The following is a 20,639-nucleotide window of genomic DNA, read 5'->3' as shown; positions in this document are numbered from 1 at the left end:
CCCCAGTTTTTTTTCCGATTCCGCCTCAGCGCCCGGATAGCTCGAAATCCTCTTGCGGCAAACCCCATGCCGCATCGTAATCGACTTTCGCCAGGTATAGCCCATCCGGCATGAAGGTCGGCGCGGCGCGCGAGCGCTCGCGTTCCTGCAGCAGCTGGCGCAGCCATTCCGGCGGCCGCTTGCCACTGCCGACGAACACCAGCGAGCCGACGATGTTGCGCACCATGTGGTGCAGGAAGGCATTCGCGCGCAGCGTAAACACCAGGCTATGTCCCTGGCGCTCGATGCGTAGTTCATGCAGCGTGCGCACCGGCGACGCGGCCTGGCATTCGGAGGAGCGGAACGCCGAAAAATCATGGGTGCCAAGCAGATGGTTGGCCGCCTCCTGCATCGGTTCCACCGCCAGCGGCCGGAACACCCACCCAGCCCGGCCAGTCAGCAGGGGCGAGCGTACCGGGTGGTTGTACAGCAGGTAGCGGTAGGTGCGGTCGCGCGCGCTGAAGCGGGCGTGGAACGGCTTCGGCACCTCCGCTTCCAGACTGTGGGCCCAGCGCACCGCGATCGAGGGCGGCAGCATTGCATTCAAGCCGCGCACCCAGGAAAACGCTTCCCGCTCGATCGCGGTGTCGAAATGCACCACCTGCTCCAGCGCGTGCACGCCGCGATCGGTGCGGCCGGCGCAGGTGGTGGCAAGCGGCTGCTGCGTGAATTCGCGCAGCGCCTGCTCGAGCCGGTCTTGCACCGTATGGCGATCGGGCTGGGTTTGCCAGCCATGCCACTGGGCCCCGTCGTATTGGATGCCGAGAACGATTCGTTTCACTTCGCTTCCCGTTTCAAAAACCGCCCCTGAAATACAAAACGGGCGCCAGCATCATGCTGCGCCCGTTTCACGATTACTGCAGTGCTGGCGGCGGAGCGACGCCTCAGGCCAATTCGGCCAAGAGCGACTTGGCCCTTTCGGCTTGCTGCTGCGAGCCGCTCTTGACCACTTCGTCCAGCAATTCACGCGCCCCTTCGCGGTCGCCGATTTCCCGATAAGCCAGCGCCAGGTCCAGCTTGGTCGACATTTCGACGCTGTACGGATCGCCCCCCTCGGCTGCGCCATCATGGCCGAGATCGAGGTCGATCCCCTCCAGATCGAAAGCAGGAGAGGCCGCGACTGCGGGCGACGCCGACATTTCGGGCAACGCCTCCAGCTCGCTTTCCGCCACTTGCACGCTGTCCTCGGCAGGCGGCGGCAGATCGGCACCATTGTCGGTGCTCGCCATCGCGGGCGCTGCGTCCAGGTTGAAATCGATGACGCCGAAATCCAGGGCCGGCGCTTCAGCCGAGGGTGCTTCCGCGGTGACTTCCACTTGCGCAGGTATTTCCGCGGGCGCTGTTTCCATTTCCTTGCCGAAGTCGCCAAGATCGAAATCCAGATCGGCGATTGCCGTCTGCTCGACCGACGGCGCGGCCACGCTGGCAGCCGGTATCACCGGCGCGTCCTCGAACGGCTCCGGCTCGTGGCTTGGCGCCGCTTCCGGCAGATCGGGCTCGGGCATGACTGAATGCGGCTGGGTGGCGGCCAGCAAGGCATCCAGATCGAGTTCTTCCAGCGGCTCGGTCGGCGCGATCATCACCGCCGCCTTGGCCACCGCCTCGTCGTCCAGTTTGCCGCCGGCGTACAGCGGATTGGTCGGATCGATGGTCAGCCCCAGCGTTGCTGCCTGCCTCCATTCGTCGCCTGCGCCCTTGGTCATCGCGTACAACTCGCTGGCCAGCAATTCGAAGGCGCGCAGGTCCTTGCGATTGGCATAGATTTCCAGCAGCTTCAGGCGCACCGGATTGCGCTCGGGCTGGGTGCGCAGGGCTTCCTTGAGGATTTCTTCGGCCTGGGCATCGCGGCCATAGGCGATATAGACATCGGCTTCGGCTACCGGATCGACTTCATTGGTGTCCAGATGGCTGGCCGAAGGCGAATAGCTGGAATTGAACACGCTGTTGTTGGTATCGACACTCTGGCCGCCGGTTGAACCGAACAGCGAATTCGCCTTCAGGCTGGAATCGGCCAGGATGCTGTCGGAAAACGACTTCTGCTTTTTCTTGCGCGAGCTATAGATGCCGAACGCACCCAGCGCCACCAGCAGCAAGCCGGCTCCCGGCAGCAACAGCGCGTTGTCCAGCAGGCTGTCGATGAAGCTCGGCTCTTCCACCACCGGCGCTGGCGCTGGAGGCCGCTTGGCTGGCACCGCCGGCTTCTCGGCGCTGGCAACTGCCGCGCTGGCGCCAGCAGGGACCGGTTCCTGTTGGGCACTGTCCTTGTCCGCAGCGGCCGGCTGCGCCGCCGGCGCTTCGACTGCCGCCGCTGCGGCGGGCGCAGCGCCGGCACTGGTGGCGACGGCTTGCTGCTGGCCAGCCAGGCTCTTGTTCTTGATTTCCAGCAGCTTTTGCAGGTCGGCCAGATTTTTTTCCAGTTCCTGAACGCGGGCGTTGGCGTCGGCCAGCGCCTTGTCCTTGGCAATCAGGTCTTCCGTGCTGGCGGCGGCCGGGCCACCGGCGCTGCCGCCGCCCCCCACCTTCGACAGCGTCAGCTTGTCTTTTGCCTCGCCGGCGGCGCCCGCCGGTTCTTGCACCGTACTGGTGACCTTGCCGGCAGCGCTCTGCCGGGATGCGGCCGCCGGCTTGGCAGGGCCGGCTGCAACCTGGCCCGCCAGCCGGTTGCGGTATTCATTGAAATCCCTGGTCTGCGCCACCACGATGCTTCTTGCTTCGGCCGGCGCCACATCGGCGGCGGCCTGCGCATCCGGCACCGACAGCACCTGCCCGCTGCGCAGTCGATTCATGTTGTTGCCGACGAAGGCTTCCGGGTTGGCCTGATACAACACCACCAGCATCTGGTCCAGCGACACGCCGGCCGGCTTGAACTGGTGCGCGATCGCGGCCAGCGAATCGCCTTTCTTGACTTCGTAGCTACGGGCCTGGCCAGTGCCGCCATCCGCCGGCACGGCGTTTTCCGGCACCGCTTTACGAACCGCCGGCGGCACGCTGGCCAATGGCGTAACGGCTTCCGTGCGCGGCGTCTGCACCGCAACTGGCGCCGCCGTCTGCACTGGCTGTGTCATGCGCAAATCCGCCGGGTCCAGCAGGAATGTGTATTCGCGCACCAGATGCGAGCCACCGCCGGAGAGCTCCAGCAGCATGTCGATAAATGGCTCATTCATCGGTTGCGCCGATGTGACGCGGATGATCGGCCCGCTGCCACGCTGTTCAATCACAAAGCGCAACGACAGCAGCGCCGGGTTGAAATCGATATTGGCCTGACGGAACGCCGCCTGCGAGGCCAGCTTCGCCGTCAGCGTCCCCACCTCATCCTTCGACACCGAGTTCATCTCGATCTCGGCGCGCAGCGGCTGGCCAAGCGAGGACAGCACCGTCAACTTGCCCAATCCCGCCGCATCGGCACCGGAGATCAGGATCAACGCCGAGGCAACCGTAACGCTCAGCGCTTTCAGGTTACTGGCGAGCTGCCTGGAGGATTTGTTTGAACGCATGTTGGGTGACATAGATAGGCATTCCCGGCAGTGCCATGGGCACCGACGCCTCCTCTATATTTATCGTTGTGGCAGGAACTTTCAAAATATCATCAGGAACTTAGGTGCGCAAGCGCAACTATCTTCTCAACATCTGCAAAACTCGCCATTCAGCCCCGTAACAGGCCAATATGGCGAGCTTTTGTTGCGATTTGACAACGAGCGACAAACGCGCCAGCGCCTGCCGCTCGCCGCACTCAGTGTTCCAGCACGATACGCAGCATGCGGCGCAGCGGTTCGGCGGCGCCCCACAGCAGCTGGTCGCCAACGGTAAACGCCGACAGATAATCGTTGCCCATCTGCATCTTGCGCAGGCGTCCGACCGGGATTTCGAGCGTGCCGGTGACCGCGGCCGGGGTCAGATCGCGCATCGAGGCCTCGCGGTTGTTCGGCACCACCTTGGCCCATTGATTGCCGGCCGCCAGCATGTCGCTGATTTCGTCCAGCGGCACGTCTTTTTTCAGCTTGATGGTCAAGGCCTGCGAATGGCAGCGCATGGCGCCGATGCGCACGCACAAACCGTCGACCGGGATCACGGCCGGGGCAGCGGCGCCGAAGGTGGCACCGCGACCGAGAATCTTGTTGGTTTCGGCGCCAGCCTTCCATTCCTCGCGCGAAACGCCATTGCCGAGGTCCTTATCGATCCACGGGATCAGGTTCCCCGCCAGCGGCACGCCGAACTGGCGCGTTTCGTCGGCGCTCAGCGCATGCTGTTTGGCCAGCACCTTGCGGTCGATTTCCAGGATCGCGGAAGCTGGATCATCCAGCAGCGCCCTGACTTCGGCATTGATGGTGCCGAACTGGGTCAGCAACTCGCGCATGTGCTGGGCGCCGCCGCCGGAGGCGGCCTGGTAGGTCATTGAGCTCATCCATTCGACCAGGTCGTGCTGGAACAGGCCGGACAGGCCCATCAGCATGCACGACACCGTGCAGTTGCCGCCGATGTAGTTCTTCACGCCGCGCTTGAGCGCGTCCTGGATCACGTCGGCGTTCACCGGGTCGAGCACGATGATCGCATCGTCCTTCATGCGCAGGGTCGAGGCGGCGTCGATCCAGTAGCCGCTCCAGCCGGCGCCGCGCAGTTTCGGGAACACCTCGCTGGTGTAGTCGCCGCCCTGGCAACTGATGATGATGTCGCACTTCTTCAGCGCGGCGATGTCGTTGGCGTCCTGCAGCGTGCTTTCGTTGCGGGCCTCCGCCGGCGCCTTGCCGCCGGCATTCGAAGTCGAAAAGAAGACCGGTTCGATCTCGTCGAAATCGCCCTCTTCGCGCATGCGCTGCATCAGGACCGAACCCACCATGCCGCGCCAACCAACCAATCCAACCAGCTTCATCATGCTTCCTTCAAGATAGAAAAACCAATGCCGGCCCGTTATTTTCGACGGGCGGGCATCACCGACTCACATACTCCAATAGCCGGCAATCAATTACGGGCGAAAAATGGCGTTTTTTACGTCATACTCCGCCATTTTTAAATCTACTGGGCGCTCGGCCTGGCTATTGCAGCGCTTTCAAGACCGCAGCGCCCATATCCTTGGTGCCGACGCGTGTGGTTCCGGCTTCGTAGATATCCGGCGTGCGCAAGCCCTGCGCCAGCACCGCCTTGACCGCCGCCTCGATGCGGTCGGCCTGATCGGCCTTGTTCAACGAATAGCGCAGCATCATCGCCGCCGACAGGATGGTCGCCAGCGGATTGGCCACGCCCTTGCCGGCGATGTCCGGCGCCGAGCCGTGCGACGGCTCGTACAAACCCTTGTTGTTGGCATCCAGCGAGGCCGACGGCAGCATCCCGATTGAACCGGTCAGCATGGCGGCGGCATCGGACAGGATGTCGCCGAACATGTTGCCGGTCACCATCACGTCGAACTTCTTCGGCGCCCGCACCAGTTGCATCGCGGCGTTGTCGACGTACATATGGTCGAGTTCGACGTCTGGATATTCCTGATGGACGTCGGTGACGATATCTTTCCAGAACTGGAAGGTTTCCAGCACGTTGGCCTTGTCGACCGAAGTCAGGCGCTTGCCGCGCTTTTGCGCCGCCTGGAAGGCGACGTGGGCGATGCGGCGGATTTCCGGCTCGGCGTAGCGCATGGTGTCGAAGCCTTCGCGCGTGCCCTTGAACGGGCCGTCCGGGCATACTCTTACACCGCGCGGCTGGCCGAAATAGATGTCGCCGGTCAGTTCGCGGATGATCAGGATATCGAGGCCGGACACGACTTCCGGCTTCAGCGTTGAGGCGCCGGCCAGTTCCGGATACAGGATCGCCGGCCGCAGGTTGGCGAACAGGTTTAAGTTCTTGCGCAGGCCGAGGATCGCCTGTTCCGGCCGCAGCGCGCGTTCCAGGTTGTCGTATTTCCAGTCGCCGACCGCACCGAACAGCACGGCGTCGGCTTCCTTGGCCAGCTTGAGCGTCGCTTCCGGCAGCGGGTGGCCGTGCGCGGCGTAGCCGGCGCCGCCGACCGGCGCGGTTTCCATCTCGAATTTTTCGCCCAGCGCGTTCAGGACGGCCACCGCCTGCTCGACGATTTCAGGGCCGATGCCGTCGCCCGGCAGGATTGCTATTTTCATGTGTTTCTTCAATCAGTTGGAGACAGAGTAACGTCTGCCCCGCAATGCGTTAAATGGTATTAGCCAGCCACGGATACTGCGCCAGATGACGTTCCTCGAAGGCGCGGATCTTGTCGGCCTGGCGCAAGGTCAGGCCGATGTCGTCCAGTCCGTTCAGCAGGCAGTACTTGCGGAATTCGCCGATCTCGAACGGATAGCTCAGGCTGCCGTTGGCGCTGCCGACGGTCTGCCGTTCCAAATCGACAGTCAGGCGAAAACCGGGAAAGGCCTTGACCTCGTTGAACAGATGATCGACCTCAGCTTCCGCCAGAACGATCGGCAGCAGGCCGTTCTTGTAGCAGTTATTGAAGAAGATATCGGCGAAACTCGGCGCGATCACGGCCCGAAAACCATACTGCTGCAACGCCCACGGCGCATGCTCGCGCGACGAGCCGCAGCCGAAATTCTTGCGCGCCAGGAGGATCGAGGCGCCCTGATAGCGCGCCTGGTTCAGCACGAAGTCCGGATTCAGCGGCCGCCGCGAATTGTCCATGCCCGGCTCGCCGTGATCCAGGTAACGCCATTCGTCGAACAGGTTGGGGCCGAAGCCGGTGCGCTTGATCGACTTCAGAAACTGCTTCGGAATGATCGCATCGGTATCGACATTCGCGCGGTCGAGCGGCGCAACCAGGCCATCGTGTACGGTAAATTTATCCATGATCTCAATCGTTGCCGCCGCCCGTCCGGCTGGGCGAGCGGCGTTGCTGCATCTTGTTTTCAGAACTCTGTTACTTGGCGGCTTTTTCCACTGCGTTGCCGGCCTTCTGCACGTCCTTGCCCATCCCTTGTATCGTGTTGCAGGCGCCAAGCGTCATCATCGCCACCATCGCCGCCGCCAGAACCAATAATTTTTTCATTTTTTCCTCCGCTGTTATTTATGTAAGGCTCAATCAACGCAAATCACGCACATCGACAAAATGGCCGGCAATGCCCGCCGCCGCCGCCATCGCCGGCGACACCAGGTGGGTGCGGCCGCCCTGCCCCTGGCGGCCCTCGAAATTACGGTTCGAGGTCGAGGCGCAGCGCTCGCCCGGCTCCAGCCGATCGGCATTCATTGCCAGGCACATCGAGCACCCCGGTTCGCGCCATTCAAAGCCGGCCTCCTTGAAAATCCGGTCCAGACCTTCGCGCTCGGCCTGCTCCTTGACCAGGCCGGAACCCGGCACCACCATCGCCAGCTTGACGTTCGAGGCGCGCTGGCGGCCGCGTACCACGGCAGCGGCCGCACGCAAATCCTCGATGCGTGAATTGGTGCAGGAGCCGATGAAGACCTTGTCGATGCGGATATCGGTGACCGCCGTGTTCGGCTTCAATCCCATGTAAACCAGCGCCCGCTCCATCCCTTCGCGCTTGGTGGCATCTTTTTCCTTGTCCGGATCGGGCACCCGGCCGTCGACCGCGACCACCATTTCCGGTGACGTGCCCCAGGTGACCTGCGGCCTGATCTCGGCGGCGTTCAGCGTCACCACCAGGTCGAAGCGTGCGCCGGGGTCCGAATGCAGCGTGCGCCAGTATTCAAGCGCGCGCTGCCAATGCGGCCCGACCGGCGCGTACGGCCGGCCCTGGACGTAATGGATGGTGGTGTCGTCGACCGCGATCATGCCGGCGCGCGCGCCCGCTTCGATCGCCATGTTGCACACCGTCATGCGGCCTTCCATCGACAGCGCGCGGATCGCCGAACCGGCGAATTCGATCGCATAGCCGGTGCCGCCGGCGGTGCCGATCTTGCCGATCACGGCCAGCACGATGTCTTTCGCGGTGACGCCGGGCGGAATCGCGCCGTCCACCTGCACCAGCATAGTCTTGGATTTCTTGGCGAGCAGGGTTTGCGTTGCCAGCACATGCTCGACTTCGGAGGTGCCGATGCCGTGCGCCAGGCAGCCGAACGCGCCGTGCGTCGAAGTATGCGAATCGCCGCACACCACCGTCATGCCGGGCAGCGTCGCGCCCTGCTCGGGGCCGATCACGTGGACGATGCCCTGGCGCTTGTCGGCCATGTTGAAATAGGTGAAACCATATTCCCTGGTGTTGGCGTCCAGCGTTTCCACCTGCAGCCGCGAGACCGGGTCGGCAATCCCTCGCGAACGATCGGTGGTCGGCACGTTGTGGTCGGCCACCGCCAGGTTGGCGGCGGTACGCCACGGCTTGCGACCATGCAGCTTCAGGCCCTCGAAGGCCTGCGGGCTGGTCACTTCATGTACCAGGTGGCGGTCGATGTACAGGATCGTGGTGCCGTCCTCTTCGCTATGCACCGCGTGCGCGTCCCACAGTTTTTCGTAAAGCGTTTTTAACATGATCCGAATGGCGCGCAAGCGCCCTAGCCCTTCAAAGTGAATTTTGATTATGCCATATTTGTGCGTTGCAATACGGCACTGCGAGCGGGTCGCCGGGCGCCCGCCGCGCTAGCGATTCTTGCGCGCCTGCTCGTACAGCGGCAGCACGCGCTGCGAGTACACGCCCAGGTCCGCCATCCGGTCTTCGCGCGCCGGGTGGGTGGACAGGAATTTGAGCGGCTCGCTGCCGCCGACCTGGCCCATTTTCTGCCATAGCGTGATCGCCGCGCGCGGGTCGTAGCCGGCACGTGCCGCCAGTTCAACCCCGATGCGGTCGGCCTCGGTTTCATGCGCGCGCGAATTGGGCAGGCCGACCAGGCCCATGTACGCATACTGCGCCCCCTGCTGGGCCGCGTCGCCAACGCCCAGGATCGCCGAGCCGATCGAAATCAGGCTGCCAGCCACCATCTGCTCGGAGGCACGTTCGCGCGCGTGTTCGCGCAATGCATGGGCGATTTCATGGCCCATCACCGCCGCCAGTTCATCGTCGGTGATTTTCAGTTTTTCGATCAAGCCGGTATAGACCGCGATTTTCCCGCCCGGCATGCACCAGGCATTGATTTCACCCGAGGACAGCACGTTGACTTCCCATTTCCACTGGCGCGCATCGGGCCGGAAGGCGCCGCTTTGCGCAATCAGCCGGTTCGCCACCGCACGCACCCGGCCAACCTGGGCGGCGTTGCGGTTCAACTCCCCCTTCTTGCCAGCCTCAGCGATCACCTGTGCATATTCCTGGCGCGCCTCCTGATCGATTTCCTGGGCGGAAATCGCCATCCGCTGCTGGCGCTCGATGCCCACCGCCCCGCCTTGCGTGGTCTGCACCGATTCGCAGGAAACCAGCGCCAGTGCCGCGCTCAGCAGCAGGCAGCGCTTTAGCCATGATGTCGTGGCGATGTTCATGTCGACTCCTGTATGAATTGCCGAGGAATGGTGCGAAAAGATTGCGCCGCCAGCCACCCGGCGGCGCGGGCACCGCCTCAGCCGGCCGTGCCGCTGCCGATCTGCGGCGTCGCCACCCGCATGTCGCCGCACTGCGCGCGCTGGCGCAGTGCGTGATCGATCAGCACCAGCGCCAGCATCGCCTCGGCGATCGGCGTGGCGCGAATGCCGACGCAAGGGTCGTGGCGGCCGAACGTCTCCACCATGACCGGGGCGCCGTTCTTGTCGATCGAATGGCGCGGCGTGCGGATGCTGGAAGTCGGCTTGATCGCCAATGCCACCGTAATCTCCTGACCGGTAGAAATTCCGCCCAGGATGCCGCCGGCATGGTTCGAGGCAAAGCCCTGCGGCGTCAGTTCGTCGCCATGTTCCGAGCCTTTTTGCACAACCGATCTGAAGCCGGCGCCAATTTCCACGCCCTTGACGGCGTTGATGCCCATCATTGCGTGCGCGATGTCGGCATCCAGCCGGTCGTAGATCGGCTCGCCCCAGCCTGCCGGAACGTTTTGCGCCACCACTTCGACGCGCGCGCCACATGAGTCGCCGGCCCGGCGCAATGCATCCATGTATTCCTCAAGTTGGGGAATCACGCTGGCATTGGCGGCGAAAAACGGATTCCCACGCACGTGCTGCCAGCCCTCGAATGGGATCGCGATCTCGCCCAACTGGCTCATGCAGCCCTTGAAGCTGGTGCCGTACTGCTGCCGCAGCCACTTCTTGGCGATCGCGCCGGCGCCTACCAGCGGCGCCGTCAGGCGCGCCGACGAGCGGCCGCCGCCGCGCGGGTCGCGGATGCCGTACTTGTGCCAATAGGTGTAGTCGGCATGGCCGGGGCGGAAGGTTTCGGCGATATTGCCGTAGTCCTTGCTGCGCTGGTCTTCGTTGCGGATCAGGAGTGCGATTGGCGTACCGGTGGTCTTGCCTTCATACACGCCTGACAGGATTTCGACGGTGTCGGATTCCTGCCGCTGCGTGACGTGGCGCGAGGTGCCGGGCTTTCTCAGATCAAGATCGGGCTGGATGTCGGCGGCGGACAGCTCCATGCCGGGCGGGCAGCCATCCACCACGCAGCCGATGGCCGGGCCGTGGGATTCGCCGAAAGTGGTGACGGTGAAAAGCTTGCCGAGGGTATTGCCGGACATGGGAGGAAAGTGAAAAGCTGAAAGGCTTTCATTCTACCAGCGGTGCTGCGCCCGATGAACCGCATGAATCGGCGCGAGCAGGTCCAGCGGATCGCGCCTGCCAATTGACGGTACCGCCCTGGCCGATGCCGGACCGGCCGCCGCCCGCTTTGCAGGACATTTCGATCTGGCAATGTATCCGCCAGGCATTGACGCTCCTGGCGGATGGCGCGGTCGGGTCAGCCGACCTGCTGCGCCAGCGCCAGCCCGCTCAGCCAGGCGTTTTCCACCCGCCCAGCGCCTTCCAGCCCGGCGTCAAACCAGTCGCCGCAGGCCCCGATGCGCCGTTGTGCCTGCCACAGACAGGCGCCGGCCAGCGGTTGCTCGGCACGTGCGAAGCGCCAGCGCTGAATCGCCGCATACACCGGCTGCACCGTGCGCCCGGTGGCTTCCTGGAACGCCTTCTGCAGCTTGTCGCGCGCCCGTTCCGGCTCATCCTCCAGATGCTCGAGGCTCCAGGCCGGCATTGCCTGCGCCACCCAGTGCTCGCCGGGCCGCCGCTGCGGTTTCGAGGTGTCGCGCGCGATCCAGCCGAGGCGGGAGCCATGCACCCAGGCGCCGTCGTATGGCAGATCGAGCGTCTCCTGGAATGCCAGCGCCAGCGCCCAGCAGGGTGCCAGGCGTGCCTTGGCGGCCTGTTGCGCCAACGCCGGCAAGACTTGCAGCAAGGGCGCCGCCTGCTCGGCCGGCAAGGCCACGATCACGGCGTCGAACGGACCGGCGCTGGCGGCGATCGGCACGCTGTCGCATTGCAGCTTGAGCAGCCAGGCATCGCCATCGGCTTCGATGGCCGTGACCCGCTGTTCGCGCCGCACGTCGAGTTCCCGCGCCAGTTGTCCGCATAGCGCATCCATCCCGGGCACGGCAACCCAGCGCTGACGCCGGCCTCCGGCCTTTTCTATGCGGCCGGCTTCCAGCTTTGCCAGGCGACCCTGCCAGCGCTCCAGCCAGCCTGCTTGGCGCCAGGCTGCCACCTGCTTTTTGAAGGCGGCACTGCTGGCGGTGAAGTATTGCGCGCCGAGATCGAAGCCGCCCAGTTCGGTCGCACGCGTGTACATGCGGCCGCCGCAATCCGGGTTTTTTTCATAGACCGTGACGCAGTGTCCGCGCTGCTGCAGGCGGGTGGCGCAGACGAGGCCGGCAAGACCGGCGCCGACGATGGCGATATGCATGGGAATCCTTTCTGATGCCGGCGCCGTGGCCGGCGAATTCGAAGCAGGAAAACGCAGTCATGAAAAAGCCGTTCGTGGCGATGCCAGGAACGGCTTGCGGCGCCGCATGCAACGACGATTACTCGTCGCCTTCGGCGGGCCAGTCGCGGATATAGGCTTTCAGCATCTTGTTCTCGAAGCCCTGCGCTTCCAGTACCGCCTTGGCGACGTCGTAGAACGACATGACGCCGAGCAACACCTTGGCCTCCATCACCGGCACGTAGCGCGCGTGCCGCTCCAGCATGATGCGGCGCACCTCGTTCAGGTCGGTGTCGGGCGTGACGGTAATCGGCGCATCGTCCATCTGCTTGCGCACGGTGCCGTTGCCAAGCGACCCGTGATTGGCATGGATGGTCTTGATCACCTCGCGGAAGGTCAGCATGCCGACCAACTCGCCATACTCCATCACCACCAGCGAACCGATGTCCTTTTCCGCCATCGTGTTGACCGCCTCGGCAATTGGCGTGTCCGGCGTCACGGTGTACAGGATATTGCCTTTGACTTTGAGGATTTCCGAAGCTTTCATGAGTCCGCCTTGGTGGTTGGGAGGTAGGTACGTGTCGAATGTAGCGCAAGGGCCGCGAAAAATCCAGCAGCTGCGGCCGCACCGGGACGGCGGCATTCAGTGCTACGATTCCGGCACCCGGACAAAGGAGGCATACCCGATCATGAGCGGTCCCAATTACCTCGGTTTCGACACGCTGTCGCTGCACGCCGGCGCCGCGCCCGACCCCACTACCGGCGCCCGCGCCACGCCGATTTACCTGACCACCTCGTTCGTCTTCAGGAATTCCGACCACGCCGCTTCGCTGTTCAACATGGAGCGCTCCGGCCACGTCTATTCGCGCATTTCGAATCCGACCAACGCCGTGCTGGAGGAACGCATCGCCGCTCTGGAAGGCGGGGTCGCCGGCATCGCGGTCGCCAGCGGCCAGGCGGCCTTCCATCTTGGACTGGCCACCATCGCCGGCGCCGGCTCGCACGTGGTGGCCTCGCGCGCGATCTATGGCGGTTCGCAAAACCTGCTGGCCTATACCATGAAGCGCTTCGGCATCGACACCACCTTCGTCGATCCGCGCGACCTCGACGCCTGGCGCAACGCGATCCGGCCGAATACCAAGGTCTTGTTCGCCGAAAATCTGGGCAATCCAGGATTGGACGTGCTGGACATCCCGAATGTGTCGGCCATTGCGCATGAGCATTATCTGCCGCTGATGGTCGACGCCACCTTCACCACGCCCTACCTGCAGCGGCCGTTCGAGCATGGCGCCGACCTGATTTGCCACGCCGCCACCAAGTTCCTGTGCGGCCACGGCACCGCGATGGGTGGCCTGCTGGTCGACGGCGGCAGCTTCGACTGGCAACAGGCCTATGAAAAGACCGGCAATTTCGCCGAACTATGCGAGCCGTACGACGGCTTCCACGGCATGGTGTTCGCCGAAGAATCCTCGGTGGCGCCGTTCTCGCTGCGCGCGCGGCGCGAAGGGGTGCGCGATTTCGGCGCGGCGCTGAGCCCGCACAACGCATTTGCCATCCTGCAGGGGATCGAGACGCTCGGCTTGCGCATGGACCGGCACGTCGCCAATACGCGCAAGGTGGTCGAATTCCTCGCAGCCCACCCGGCGGTGGAAGCAGTTTCCTACCCGGAGCTGGAATCGCATCCCGACCACAAGCTGGCGCAAAAGCTGCTGCCGAAAGGCTGCGGCGCGGTGTTTTCGTTCAGCATCAAGGGCGACCGCGCGGCCGGCGCCCGCTTCGTCGAGGCGCTCAACATCTTTTCGCACCTGGCCAATGTCGGCGACGCCAAGTCGCTGGTGATCCACCCGGCCTCGACCACCCATTTCCGCGTGCCGAGCGAGCAACTGGCGGCGGCCGGCATCGGCGAAGGCACGATGCGGCTGTCGATCGGACTGGAAGATGCGGACGATCTGATCGAAGACCTGGCGCGCGGGCTGAAAGCGTCGCAGCGCAACGAACGCAAGGGAGCCTGAGATGCTGCTGAATGTTCACGGCCACGACGCCTATTGCTATACCGGCGGCAAACCCTTCGATCCGAAACTGCCGACCGCGGTGTTCATCCACGGCGCGCAAAACGACCATTCGGTCTGGGTGTTACAGACCCGCTATTTCGCCCACCACGGCTTCGGCGTGCTGGCGCTTGACCTGCCCGGCCATGGCCGCAGCCAGGGCGCGCCGCTGGCCAGCGTCGAAGCGATGGCGGACTGGCTGCTGGCCCTGCTGGACGCGGCCGGTGTCGAACGCGCGACCCTGATCGGCCACAGCATGGGTTCGCTGATTGCGCTGGAGACTGCGTTCCGCGCGCCGCAGCGGGTGGCGCGGCTGGCGCTGGTCGGCACCGCGTATCCGATGAAGGTGTCCGACACCTTGCTGGACGCCTCCCGCGACAACGAAATCGCCGCGATCGACATGGTCAACATCTGGTCGCATTCGACAATTGCGCCGAAACCTTCCAGCCCGGCGCCGGGTTTCTACGTCATGGGCGGCAGCCGGCGCCTGATGCAATATGTGTCGCGGCACAGTCCGGAAAAAGTGTTTTTCACCGATTTTTCGGCCTGCAATGCCTACCAGAACGGCGCCGCGGCTGCGGCCGGCGTGGCTTGTCCGACGCTATTTTTGCTGGGCAAGCGCGACCTGATGACGCCGCCGAAAGCGGCGTTGGCGCTGGCCGGCGCAATCGCGCAGGCGGAGGTGGTGCCAATCGATGGCTGCGGCCATGCGCTGATGGCGGAACAACCCGACCAAGTGCTCGACGCGCTGTATCGGTTTGCGAAAAATTAGCGGAGTATATTCAAAGAGCCAATATTTTATGCCCGGGATAGACCAACGACACAGGGAGTATCCGAGCAAAGCGAGATTTCCTAGGCGCGCGCGACTTGGCCCTCGGCCTCGGCGGCTGAGCGCGGCCCCTTGTCGGCCGCTGTGAAACAGCTTCTGAGGCTGGCCGTTAATCCCTGCTCCACCGCCTGCCCGACGCTGCCAGCCAGCGCGCCACCGGCGTTGGTATCGAACACGAACATGCGGTAGACGTCGGCCACCGTCAATTGATCGGGGTTGGCCAGCAGCACCCAGCGCTCCAGGCCGGCATGCGGCCGCTGCCGCAATTTCCAGCGCCGGTGCCACTCTGCTGCGCGCGGCGGTTCGGGACGGACCTTGCCAACCCAGCCTGCTTCCAGCATGCGCTGCAGCAGGGTTTCGGACTCATCGAAGCCGAGCCGGGTCAGATCCCGAATACGGTTGCCGTTGACGACTGCGGAGGCCTCCTGCATCCGGGCCTTGAACAGCACCTTCAGGATCGCCATCGCGTCGACGAAGGCGCTGCCGGGTTTCGCCACATGCCACCAGCGTTCGTACTTGACCACCGGCAAGGCCGCCGTCAGCAGCGCGCCGCACAGCGTGATCATCCAGAACAGGTAAACCCAGATCAGGAAGATCGGCACCGCGGCGATCGCGCCATAGACGACGGTATAGGTCGGGAATTTCGTCACGTATACGGCAAAGCCGCGCTTCGCTAATTCCAGCGCCACCCCGGCCAGCAAGCCGCCCCACAGCGCGTCGCGCCAGTCCACCGGCCGATTCGGCACCGCCAGGTACAGCAGCATGAAGGCGGCGGTGGTCAGCAGCACCGAGGCCAGCGTATAGAACAGCGCGCCGAGCAAGGGCACCTGATGCACGACGCTGTTGGCCGTGCCGAACAAATAGGCGGTCACGGAAAACGAGGCGCCGAGCGCCAACGGTCCGAGCGTGATGATGGCCCAGTACAGCAACATGCGCTGCAGGAACGGGCGGCTGCTCTTGACGCGCCAGATCTGGTTGAAAACGCGCTCGATGGTGGACATCATCAAGACCGCGGTGATGATCAGGGTGATCCCGCCCACCGCCGACAGCCGCGCCGACTTGGCGGCGAACTGATTCAGGTAATCCATGATGGTGGCCGCCACGCCCTGCGGCATCAGGCTCTGGATCAGGTAGGTATCGAGCGCGGCGCGAAAGGTCGAGAACAGCGGGAAAGCGGTAAAGATCGCGAACGCCACCGTCAGCATCGGCACGATGGCAAACACCACCGTGAAGGTCAGGCTGCCGGCGACTTGCGGCAATTGCTCCTCGCTCAACCGGCGCCCGGCGAAGCGCAACAAGTCGCGCGCTTCGCCAAAGGAAAAGCCGCGCACACGTGACGAAAAGGATCGGGACATGGGTTGTTCGGTCAGGCTGGACGGGCCGCCGCGATGACTTGGCCGCAAGCAAAGCGCCCTATAATATCAAGCATGAATAACAACCACCTTACCATACTGGTTCTGTATTACTCGCGCCACGGTGCTACCCGCAAGCTGGCCGAATTCATTGCGCAGGGAATCGAGAGCGTACCGCGCAGCGACGCCCGCCTGCGCACGGTGCCGCCGGTATCCACCGTAACCGAAGCCAGCGCACCGGCGATTCCCACCGAAGGCGCGCCCTATGTCGAACTGCAGGATCTTGAAGAATGCGCCGGCATCGCGCTCGGCTCCCCCACCCGCTTTGGCAACATGGCGGCGCCGATGAAATACTTCTGGGACGGCACCAGCACCGACTGGCTGGCCGGCACGCTGGCCGGCAAACCGGCCTGCGTCTTCACTTCGACCGGTAGCCTGCACGGCGGCCAGGAAACCACGCTGTTGTCGATGATGCTGCCGCTCATGCATCACGGCATGCTGTTGCTCGGCATCCCCTACACCCAGCCGCAACTGATGACCACCACCAGCGGCGGCACGCCATATGGTGCCAGCCACTGGGCCGGACTCGAAGGCGCGCAGCCGATTTCCGACGATAGCCGCAGCCTGGCGATCGGGCTCGGGCGCCGGCTGGCGCACACCGCGCACAAACTGTGCGGCGTTCAATGAAATCCACGCGGCAGAAGGCTTACCACTACGGCGCCACCGGCAGCCTGCTGGCGCTGATCGCGCTGTGCGTCGCCTGGGAACTGGTGCTGGCGCCATTGCGCCCGGGCGGCTCATGGCTGGTGCTGAAGGTCGTGCCGCTGCTGCTGCCACTGCGTGGCGTACTGAAACGTGATCTCTACACCATGCAATGGTCGTCAATGCTGATTTTGCTATATCTGGCCGAAGGCGTGGTGCGTGCCACCAGCGACCGTTCCGCCATCTCGATGACGCTGGGCTGGATTGAAACCGCGCTGGTCTGCATCTATTTTTTGTGCATCATCCTGTATCTGAAACCACATAAACAAGCCGCCAAAAAACTGGCGAAACAAGCAATCGAAAAAGCCTCCCGATGAACGATTTCCTGAACCAATGCCGGCAGTCGCTGGGCGCCGCCCACGTACTGACCGCAGCCGCCGATACCGAACCCTTCCTGACCGACTGGCGCCGCCGTTTCAGCGGCCGGGCGCTGGCGGTACTGAAACCCGGCACCACCGCCGAAGTAGCGGCGATCGTGAAGTTATGCAACCAGTTCCGGGTGCCGATCGTGCCGCAAGGCGGCAACACCGGGCTGGTGCTGGGTAGCGTGCCGGATGCCAGCGGCAATGCGGTCGTGCTGTCGCTGACCCGCTTGAATCAGGTGCGCGCAATCGACACTGTCAACAATACGATCACCGTCGAAGCCGGCTGTATCCTGCAACATGTGCAGGAGGCAGCCACCGGCGCCGGCCGCCTGTTCCCGCTCTCGCTGGCGGCCGAAGGCAGTTGCACCCTGGGCGGCAACCTCTCGACCAATGCCGGCGGCACCGGTGTGCTGCGCTACGGCAACACGCGCGAGCTGTGCCTCGGGTTGGAGGTGGTGACGCCGCAAGGGGAAATCTGGAGCAGCCTGCGCGGCCTGCGCAAGGACAACACCGGCTACGATCTGCGCGATCTGTTCATCGGCGCCGAAGGCACGCTCGGCGTCATCACGGCGGCGGTGCTGAAGCTGTTCCCGCAACCGAAGGCGCAAATGACCGCGCTCGCGGCCATGCGCAGCGCGGACGATGCGCTGCAGCTCCTGACGCTGGCACAGGCGCAATGCGGCGCGGCGTTGACCGGCTTCGAACTGATGTCGGAACTCTGCCTGCAACTGGTGGCCAAGCACTTCCCGCAAATTCGCCAGCCGTTCGCCCAGAGTCATCCGCAAACCGTGCTGCTGGAACTGTCGGACAGCGAATCCGAAGAACACGCGAATGCGCTGCTGGAAAACGTGATCACGCAGGCGCTGGAGCAAGGCATCATCGAAGACGCCGTCGTCGCCGTCTCGATCGCGCAATCGGAAACCTTGTGGCAGCTGCGCGAACACATTCCGCTGGCGCAGGCGGAGGAAGGCAAGAACATCAAGCACGATATTTCGGTACCGATTTCGCGCATCGGCGAGTTCATTCGCGTCACCGACGTGCTGCTGCAGCAGAGTTTTCCCGAAGTGCGCATGGTGACCTTCGGCCACCTCGGCGACGGCAACCTGCATTACAACGTATCGCCGCCCGAAAATACCCCGGGCGATGCCCTGCTGGCGCAGCAAGCCGGAATCAACCGCGTGGTGTATGACAGCGTCGAACGGTTTGGCGGCTCGATTTCGGCCGAACATGGCGTCGGCGCGCTGAAACGCGAGGAAATCCGCCATTTCAAATCCGCGGTCGAAATCGGCCTGATGCAAACCATCAAGCACGCACTCGACCCGCTGAACTTGATGAACCCAGGCAAGCTTATCTGAACCAATCAGGGGAGTGACCCATGTCGAAATTGCTGCTGCTGATCGCTTTACTCCCGGCTGTTTGCACACCGGCATTTGCGATCTACAGATGCGACGCCGGCGGCACGACATCGTATAGCGACGCGCCTTGCCCGGGCGGCAAGCTGGTCGCCGCTCCACATACCCAGCCGTCAGCGGCGGACGCGCAACAGGCGCAACGGCAATTGACAGAGAAAAAGGAACAGCTTCAGCGCCTGGAAAACGAACGCCAACGGCAGGAAGCCGCCGAAGACCGGCAGCAACGCCAGCGCGCCCGCGCCGCTGCCGCCCAGCGAAAAAAATGCGCCGCATCGGCACTGCGGGTGCAATGGGCGGAACAGGACGCCAGGCAGGCGGCGGGAAAGTCGGTGCCGAAGGCCGCGCAAAAAGCGCGTCGCGCGGCGGAAAAACACGAGCTGGAATGCGGCAAATAGAAAGCTGGCCTGCCCAGCAGGAATCGAACCTGCGACCCCAAGCTTAGAAGGCTTGTGCTCTATCCAACTGAGCTATGGGCAGTTCGTCGACATGAGTCGCAAGAATAATTTCGACTCATCCGGCAGAAATGAAAAACGGGCTGTCAGCGACAGCCCGTCTGAAAGTGGTCGGAGTACAAGGATTCGAACCTTGGACCCCCTGGTCCCAAACCAGGTGCGCTACCGGGCTGCGCCACACTCCGAGACCGAGCATCATACCGGGCTAATCCCCGGCGGTCAATGTATTGCTCGGATTAACGCTATCGACCAGTTGCTCAGGCGCTGACCTGGTCGGCAATCCGGCGCGCCATCGCCTGCGCGGTGTCGGCGTTCTGCGCCTCCACCATGACCCGGATCAACGGCTCGGTGCCGGAGGCGCGGATCAGCACGCGGCCAGCATCGCCCAACTCCCGCTCCGCCCGCTCCTTTTCCGCCAGCAACGCCGGGCTCTGTTGCCAGTCAAAGCCCGGTGCGACCCGGACGTTGACCAGGCTTTGCGGGTACAGCAGCATGTCTTCGGTGCATTGCGCCAGGCTCTTGCCGGCGCGCTTCAAGGCGGACAATACTTGTAGCGCGGAAATAATGCCGTCCCCGGTGGTGTGCTTGTCGAGGCACAGCAGATGGCCGGAACCTTCCCCGCCCAACACCCAGCCACGCTGCTGCAACAACTCCAGCACGTAGCGGTCACCTACCTTGGCGCGCGCAAATTCGACCTTCATCCGGCGCAACGCGACTTCCAGCGCCATGTTGGTCATCAGCGTACCCACCACGCCACGTAGCGGTGCGGTCGCCATGCGATCCTTGACCATCACGTACAGCAGTTCGTCGCCGTTGTAGATTCGGCCATTGGCATCGACCATCAACAGGCGGTCGGCGTCGCCGTCCAATCCAATGCCGAGATCGGCATGGTTGGCGCGCACCGCCAGCGCCAGCGCTTGGGGCGCGGTGGCGCCAAAGCCGTCATTGATATTCAGGCCGTTCGGCTGGTTGCCGATCGCGATGACTTCCGCCCCCAGCTCGTGAAATACGTGCGGCGCGATGTGATAGGCAGCGCCATGCGCGCAGTCGACCACGATGGTCAAGCCGCGCAAATCGAATTCGGTCGGAAAGGTGCTTTTGCAAAATTCGATGTAGCGCCCGGCGGCGTCGTCCAGCCGTTTCGCCTTGCCCAGTTTTTCCGAGGTCACGCAGGACATCGGCGCATCCAGCTCGTTTTCGATCGCTGCTTCCACCGCGTCCGGCAACTTGTTGCCCTGGGCGGAAAAAAACTTGATGCCGTTGTCGTCGAAGGGATTATGCGAGGCGGAAATCACCACGCCGGCCGACAGCCGCAGCGCCCGTGTCAGATAGGCAACCGCAGGCGTCGGCATCGGCCCGGCCAGCATCACGTCCACGCCGGCCGCGGCCAGCCCGGCCTGCAACGCCGCTTCCAGCATGTAGCCGGAAATGCGCGTGTCCTTGCCGATCAGGACCGTCGGTCGCATGTTTGCTGCTTCCGCCTGCGCCAGCACCTTGCCCGCGGCGGAGCCGAGTTTCATCACGAAATCGGGCGTGATCGGCATGCTGCCGACACGGCCACGTATGCCATCCGTACCAAAGTATTTGCGCGCCATCA

The 20,639-nt window shown here is 63.9% G+C and carries 19 protein-coding genes and 2 tRNA genes; 6 read left to right on the top strand and 15 right to left on the bottom strand.

What is annotated here, in order from left to right:
- Positions 1-25: 25 nt before the first annotated feature.
- From truA to ACK2VC_RS15175, 11 genes are all read right to left on the bottom strand, one after another.
- Complete coding sequence (truA, locus tag ACK2VC_RS15225) at positions 26-820, bottom strand: tRNA pseudouridine(38-40) synthase TruA (protein ID WP_486731225.1); 795 nt, start codon at positions 818-820, stop codon at positions 26-28.
- Positions 821-923: 103 nt separating this feature from the next.
- Positions 924-3,533, bottom strand: coding sequence for a motility hub landmark protein FimV (locus tag ACK2VC_RS15220; protein ID WP_486731224.1), 2,610 nt, complete (start codon positions 3,531-3,533; stop codon positions 924-926).
- 236 nt (positions 3,534-3,769) lie between these two features.
- Positions 3,770-4,906: an aspartate-semialdehyde dehydrogenase gene (asd, locus tag ACK2VC_RS15215; RefSeq protein ID WP_486733257.1), complete on the bottom strand. Its 1,137-nt coding sequence runs from the start codon at positions 4,904-4,906 to the stop codon at positions 3,770-3,772.
- Between the two features lie 163 nt (positions 4,907-5,069).
- Entirely contained in the window at positions 5,070-6,140 is a 1,071-nt protein-coding gene (gene leuB / locus ACK2VC_RS15210) for a 3-isopropylmalate dehydrogenase (protein ID WP_486731223.1), read from the bottom strand.
- Between the two features lie 49 nt (positions 6,141-6,189).
- Positions 6,190-6,837, bottom strand: coding sequence for a 3-isopropylmalate dehydratase small subunit (gene leuD / locus ACK2VC_RS15205; RefSeq protein ID WP_486731222.1), 648 nt, complete (start codon positions 6,835-6,837; stop codon positions 6,190-6,192).
- Positions 6,838-6,907: 70 nt separating this feature from the next.
- On the bottom strand, positions 6,908-7,036 hold the full coding sequence (locus tag ACK2VC_RS15200) for an entericidin A/B family lipoprotein (RefSeq protein WP_486731221.1): 129 nt from the start codon (positions 7,034-7,036) through the stop codon (positions 6,908-6,910).
- Between the two features lie 33 nt (positions 7,037-7,069).
- A complete protein-coding gene (gene leuC / locus ACK2VC_RS15195) occupies positions 7,070-8,473 on the bottom strand; it encodes a 3-isopropylmalate dehydratase large subunit (protein ID WP_486731220.1) in 1,404 nt (467 codons plus the stop codon).
- A 108-nt stretch (positions 8,474-8,581) separates the two neighbouring features.
- On the bottom strand, positions 8,582-9,412 hold the full coding sequence (locus ACK2VC_RS15190) for a M48 family metallopeptidase (RefSeq protein WP_486731219.1): 831 nt from the start codon (positions 9,410-9,412) through the stop codon (positions 8,582-8,584).
- A gap of 77 nt (positions 9,413-9,489) precedes the next feature.
- A complete protein-coding gene (aroC, locus tag ACK2VC_RS15185) occupies positions 9,490-10,593 on the bottom strand; it encodes a chorismate synthase (RefSeq protein WP_486731218.1) in 1,104 nt (367 codons plus the stop codon).
- A gap of 218 nt (positions 10,594-10,811) precedes the next feature.
- Positions 10,812-11,804, bottom strand: coding sequence for an NAD(P)/FAD-dependent oxidoreductase (locus ACK2VC_RS15180; protein WP_486731217.1), 993 nt, complete (start codon positions 11,802-11,804; stop codon positions 10,812-10,814).
- Positions 11,805-11,922: 118 nt separating this feature from the next.
- Entirely contained in the window at positions 11,923-12,369 is a 447-nt protein-coding gene (locus tag ACK2VC_RS15175; RefSeq protein ID WP_486731216.1) for a CBS domain-containing protein, read from the bottom strand.
- Positions 12,370-12,511: 142 nt separating this feature from the next.
- On the opposite strand from ACK2VC_RS15175, the gene ACK2VC_RS15170 reads away from it, so the two are divergent.
- Together ACK2VC_RS15170 and ACK2VC_RS15165 are read left to right on the top strand one after the other, a co-directional pair.
- The gene (locus ACK2VC_RS15170; RefSeq protein WP_486731215.1) at positions 12,512-13,834 is read left to right on the top strand and encodes an O-acetylhomoserine aminocarboxypropyltransferase; all 1,323 of its coding nucleotides are present in this window, start codon (positions 12,512-12,514) and stop codon (positions 13,832-13,834) included.
- Position 13,835: 1 nt separating this feature from the next.
- Complete coding sequence (locus ACK2VC_RS15165) at positions 13,836-14,642, top strand: alpha/beta fold hydrolase (protein ID WP_486731214.1); 807 nt, start codon at positions 13,836-13,838, stop codon at positions 14,640-14,642.
- A gap of 80 nt (positions 14,643-14,722) precedes the next feature.
- On the opposite strand, the gene ACK2VC_RS15160 is transcribed toward ACK2VC_RS15165, so the two are convergent.
- A complete protein-coding gene (locus ACK2VC_RS15160) occupies positions 14,723-16,054 on the bottom strand; it encodes a YihY family inner membrane protein (RefSeq protein ID WP_486731213.1) in 1,332 nt (443 codons plus the stop codon).
- 72 nt (positions 16,055-16,126) lie between these two features.
- Here ACK2VC_RS15160 and wrbA point away from each other — a divergent pair, with 72 nt between their 5' ends.
- The 4 genes from wrbA to ACK2VC_RS15140 are packed head-to-tail and all read left to right on the top strand — an operon-like array spanning position 16,127 to position 18,985.
- A complete protein-coding gene (gene wrbA / locus ACK2VC_RS15155) occupies positions 16,127-16,738 on the top strand; it encodes an NAD(P)H:quinone oxidoreductase (RefSeq protein ID WP_486731212.1) in 612 nt (203 codons plus the stop codon).
- Positions 16,735-17,130 carry a DUF2069 domain-containing protein gene (locus tag ACK2VC_RS15150; protein WP_486731211.1) on the top strand — a complete coding sequence of 132 codons (396 nt, stop codon included), beginning with the start codon at positions 16,735-16,737 and terminating at the stop codon, positions 17,128-17,130. Before wrbA ends, ACK2VC_RS15150 begins: the two co-directional genes overlap by 4 nt.
- The gene (locus ACK2VC_RS15145) at positions 17,127-18,533 is read left to right on the top strand and encodes an FAD-binding oxidoreductase (protein ID WP_486731210.1); all 1,407 of its coding nucleotides are present in this window, start codon (positions 17,127-17,129) and stop codon (positions 18,531-18,533) included. The genes ACK2VC_RS15150 and ACK2VC_RS15145 overlap by 4 nt, the downstream gene beginning before the upstream one ends.
- A gap of 20 nt (positions 18,534-18,553) precedes the next feature.
- A complete protein-coding gene (locus ACK2VC_RS15140; protein WP_486731209.1) occupies positions 18,554-18,985 on the top strand; it encodes a DUF4124 domain-containing protein in 432 nt (143 codons plus the stop codon).
- A gap of 5 nt (positions 18,986-18,990) precedes the next feature.
- Here the strand turns inward: ACK2VC_RS15140 and ACK2VC_RS15135 are convergent.
- The 3 genes from ACK2VC_RS15135 to glmM all read right to left on the bottom strand — a co-directional run bounded on the left by ACK2VC_RS15135 (position 18,991) and on the right by glmM (position 20,637).
- Positions 18,991-19,067: transfer RNA gene (locus tag ACK2VC_RS15135), tRNA-Arg, on the bottom strand.
- An 83-nt stretch (positions 19,068-19,150) separates the two neighbouring features.
- Positions 19,151-19,227 (bottom strand) — tRNA-Pro (locus ACK2VC_RS15130).
- A 72-nt stretch (positions 19,228-19,299) separates the two neighbouring features.
- A complete protein-coding gene (gene glmM, locus ACK2VC_RS15125) occupies positions 19,300-20,637 on the bottom strand; it encodes a phosphoglucosamine mutase (RefSeq protein ID WP_486733256.1) in 1,338 nt (445 codons plus the stop codon).
- Between the last annotated feature and the right edge of the window lie 2 nt (positions 20,638-20,639).

The organism is Herbaspirillum sp. WTB6 (genome assembly GCF_057457785.1).
The sequence above is the reverse complement of the archived record's forward strand: the minus strand, read 5'-3'. Positions and strand labels throughout refer to the sequence as shown.

Bases quoted from the DNA above. Each gene is read 5' to 3' on its own strand.
- leuD (WP_486731222.1), bottom strand. From the start codon at position 6,837: ATGGATAAATTTACCGTACACGATGGCCTGGTTGCGCCGCTCGACCGC.
- wrbA (WP_486731212.1), top strand. From the start codon at position 16,127: ATGAATAACAACCACCTTACCATACTGGTTCTGTATTACTCGCGCCAC.
- ACK2VC_RS15200 (WP_486731221.1), bottom strand. From the start codon at position 7,036: ATGAAAAAATTATTGGTTCTGGCGGCGGCGATGGTGGCGATGATGACG.
- ACK2VC_RS15150 (WP_486731211.1), top strand. From the start codon at position 16,735: ATGAAATCCACGCGGCAGAAGGCTTACCACTACGGCGCCACCGGCAGC.
- ACK2VC_RS15190 (WP_486731219.1), bottom strand. From the start codon at position 9,412: ATGAACATCGCCACGACATCATGGCTAAAGCGCTGCCTGCTGCTGAGC.
- asd (WP_486733257.1), bottom strand. From the start codon at position 4,906: ATGAAGCTGGTTGGATTGGTTGGTTGGCGCGGCATGGTGGGTTCGGTC.
- ACK2VC_RS15145 (WP_486731210.1), top strand. From the start codon at position 17,127: ATGAACGATTTCCTGAACCAATGCCGGCAGTCGCTGGGCGCCGCCCAC.
- ACK2VC_RS15175 (WP_486731216.1), bottom strand. From the start codon at position 12,369: ATGAAAGCTTCGGAAATCCTCAAAGTCAAAGGCAATATCCTGTACACC.
- ACK2VC_RS15180 (WP_486731217.1), bottom strand. From the start codon at position 11,804: ATGCATATCGCCATCGTCGGCGCCGGTCTTGCCGGCCTCGTCTGCGCC.
- ACK2VC_RS15170 (WP_486731215.1), top strand. From the start codon at position 12,512: ATGAGCGGTCCCAATTACCTCGGTTTCGACACGCTGTCGCTGCACGCC.
- leuC (WP_486731220.1), bottom strand. From the start codon at position 8,473: ATGTTAAAAACGCTTTACGAAAAACTGTGGGACGCGCACGCGGTGCAT.
- ACK2VC_RS15165 (WP_486731214.1), top strand. From the start codon at position 13,836: ATGCTGCTGAATGTTCACGGCCACGACGCCTATTGCTATACCGGCGGC.
- ACK2VC_RS15160 (WP_486731213.1), bottom strand. From the start codon at position 16,054: ATGTCCCGATCCTTTTCGTCACGTGTGCGCGGCTTTTCCTTTGGCGAA.
- ACK2VC_RS15140 (WP_486731209.1), top strand. From the start codon at position 18,554: ATGTCGAAATTGCTGCTGCTGATCGCTTTACTCCCGGCTGTTTGCACA.
- ACK2VC_RS15220 (WP_486731224.1), bottom strand. From the start codon at position 3,533: ATGCGTTCAAACAAATCCTCCAGGCAGCTCGCCAGTAACCTGAAAGCG.
- glmM (WP_486733256.1), bottom strand. From the start codon at position 20,637: ATGGCGCGCAAATACTTTGGTACGGATGGCATACGTGGCCGTGTCGGC.
- aroC (WP_486731218.1), bottom strand. From the start codon at position 10,593: ATGTCCGGCAATACCCTCGGCAAGCTTTTCACCGTCACCACTTTCGGC.
- leuB (WP_486731223.1), bottom strand. From the start codon at position 6,140: ATGAAAATAGCAATCCTGCCGGGCGACGGCATCGGCCCTGAAATCGTC.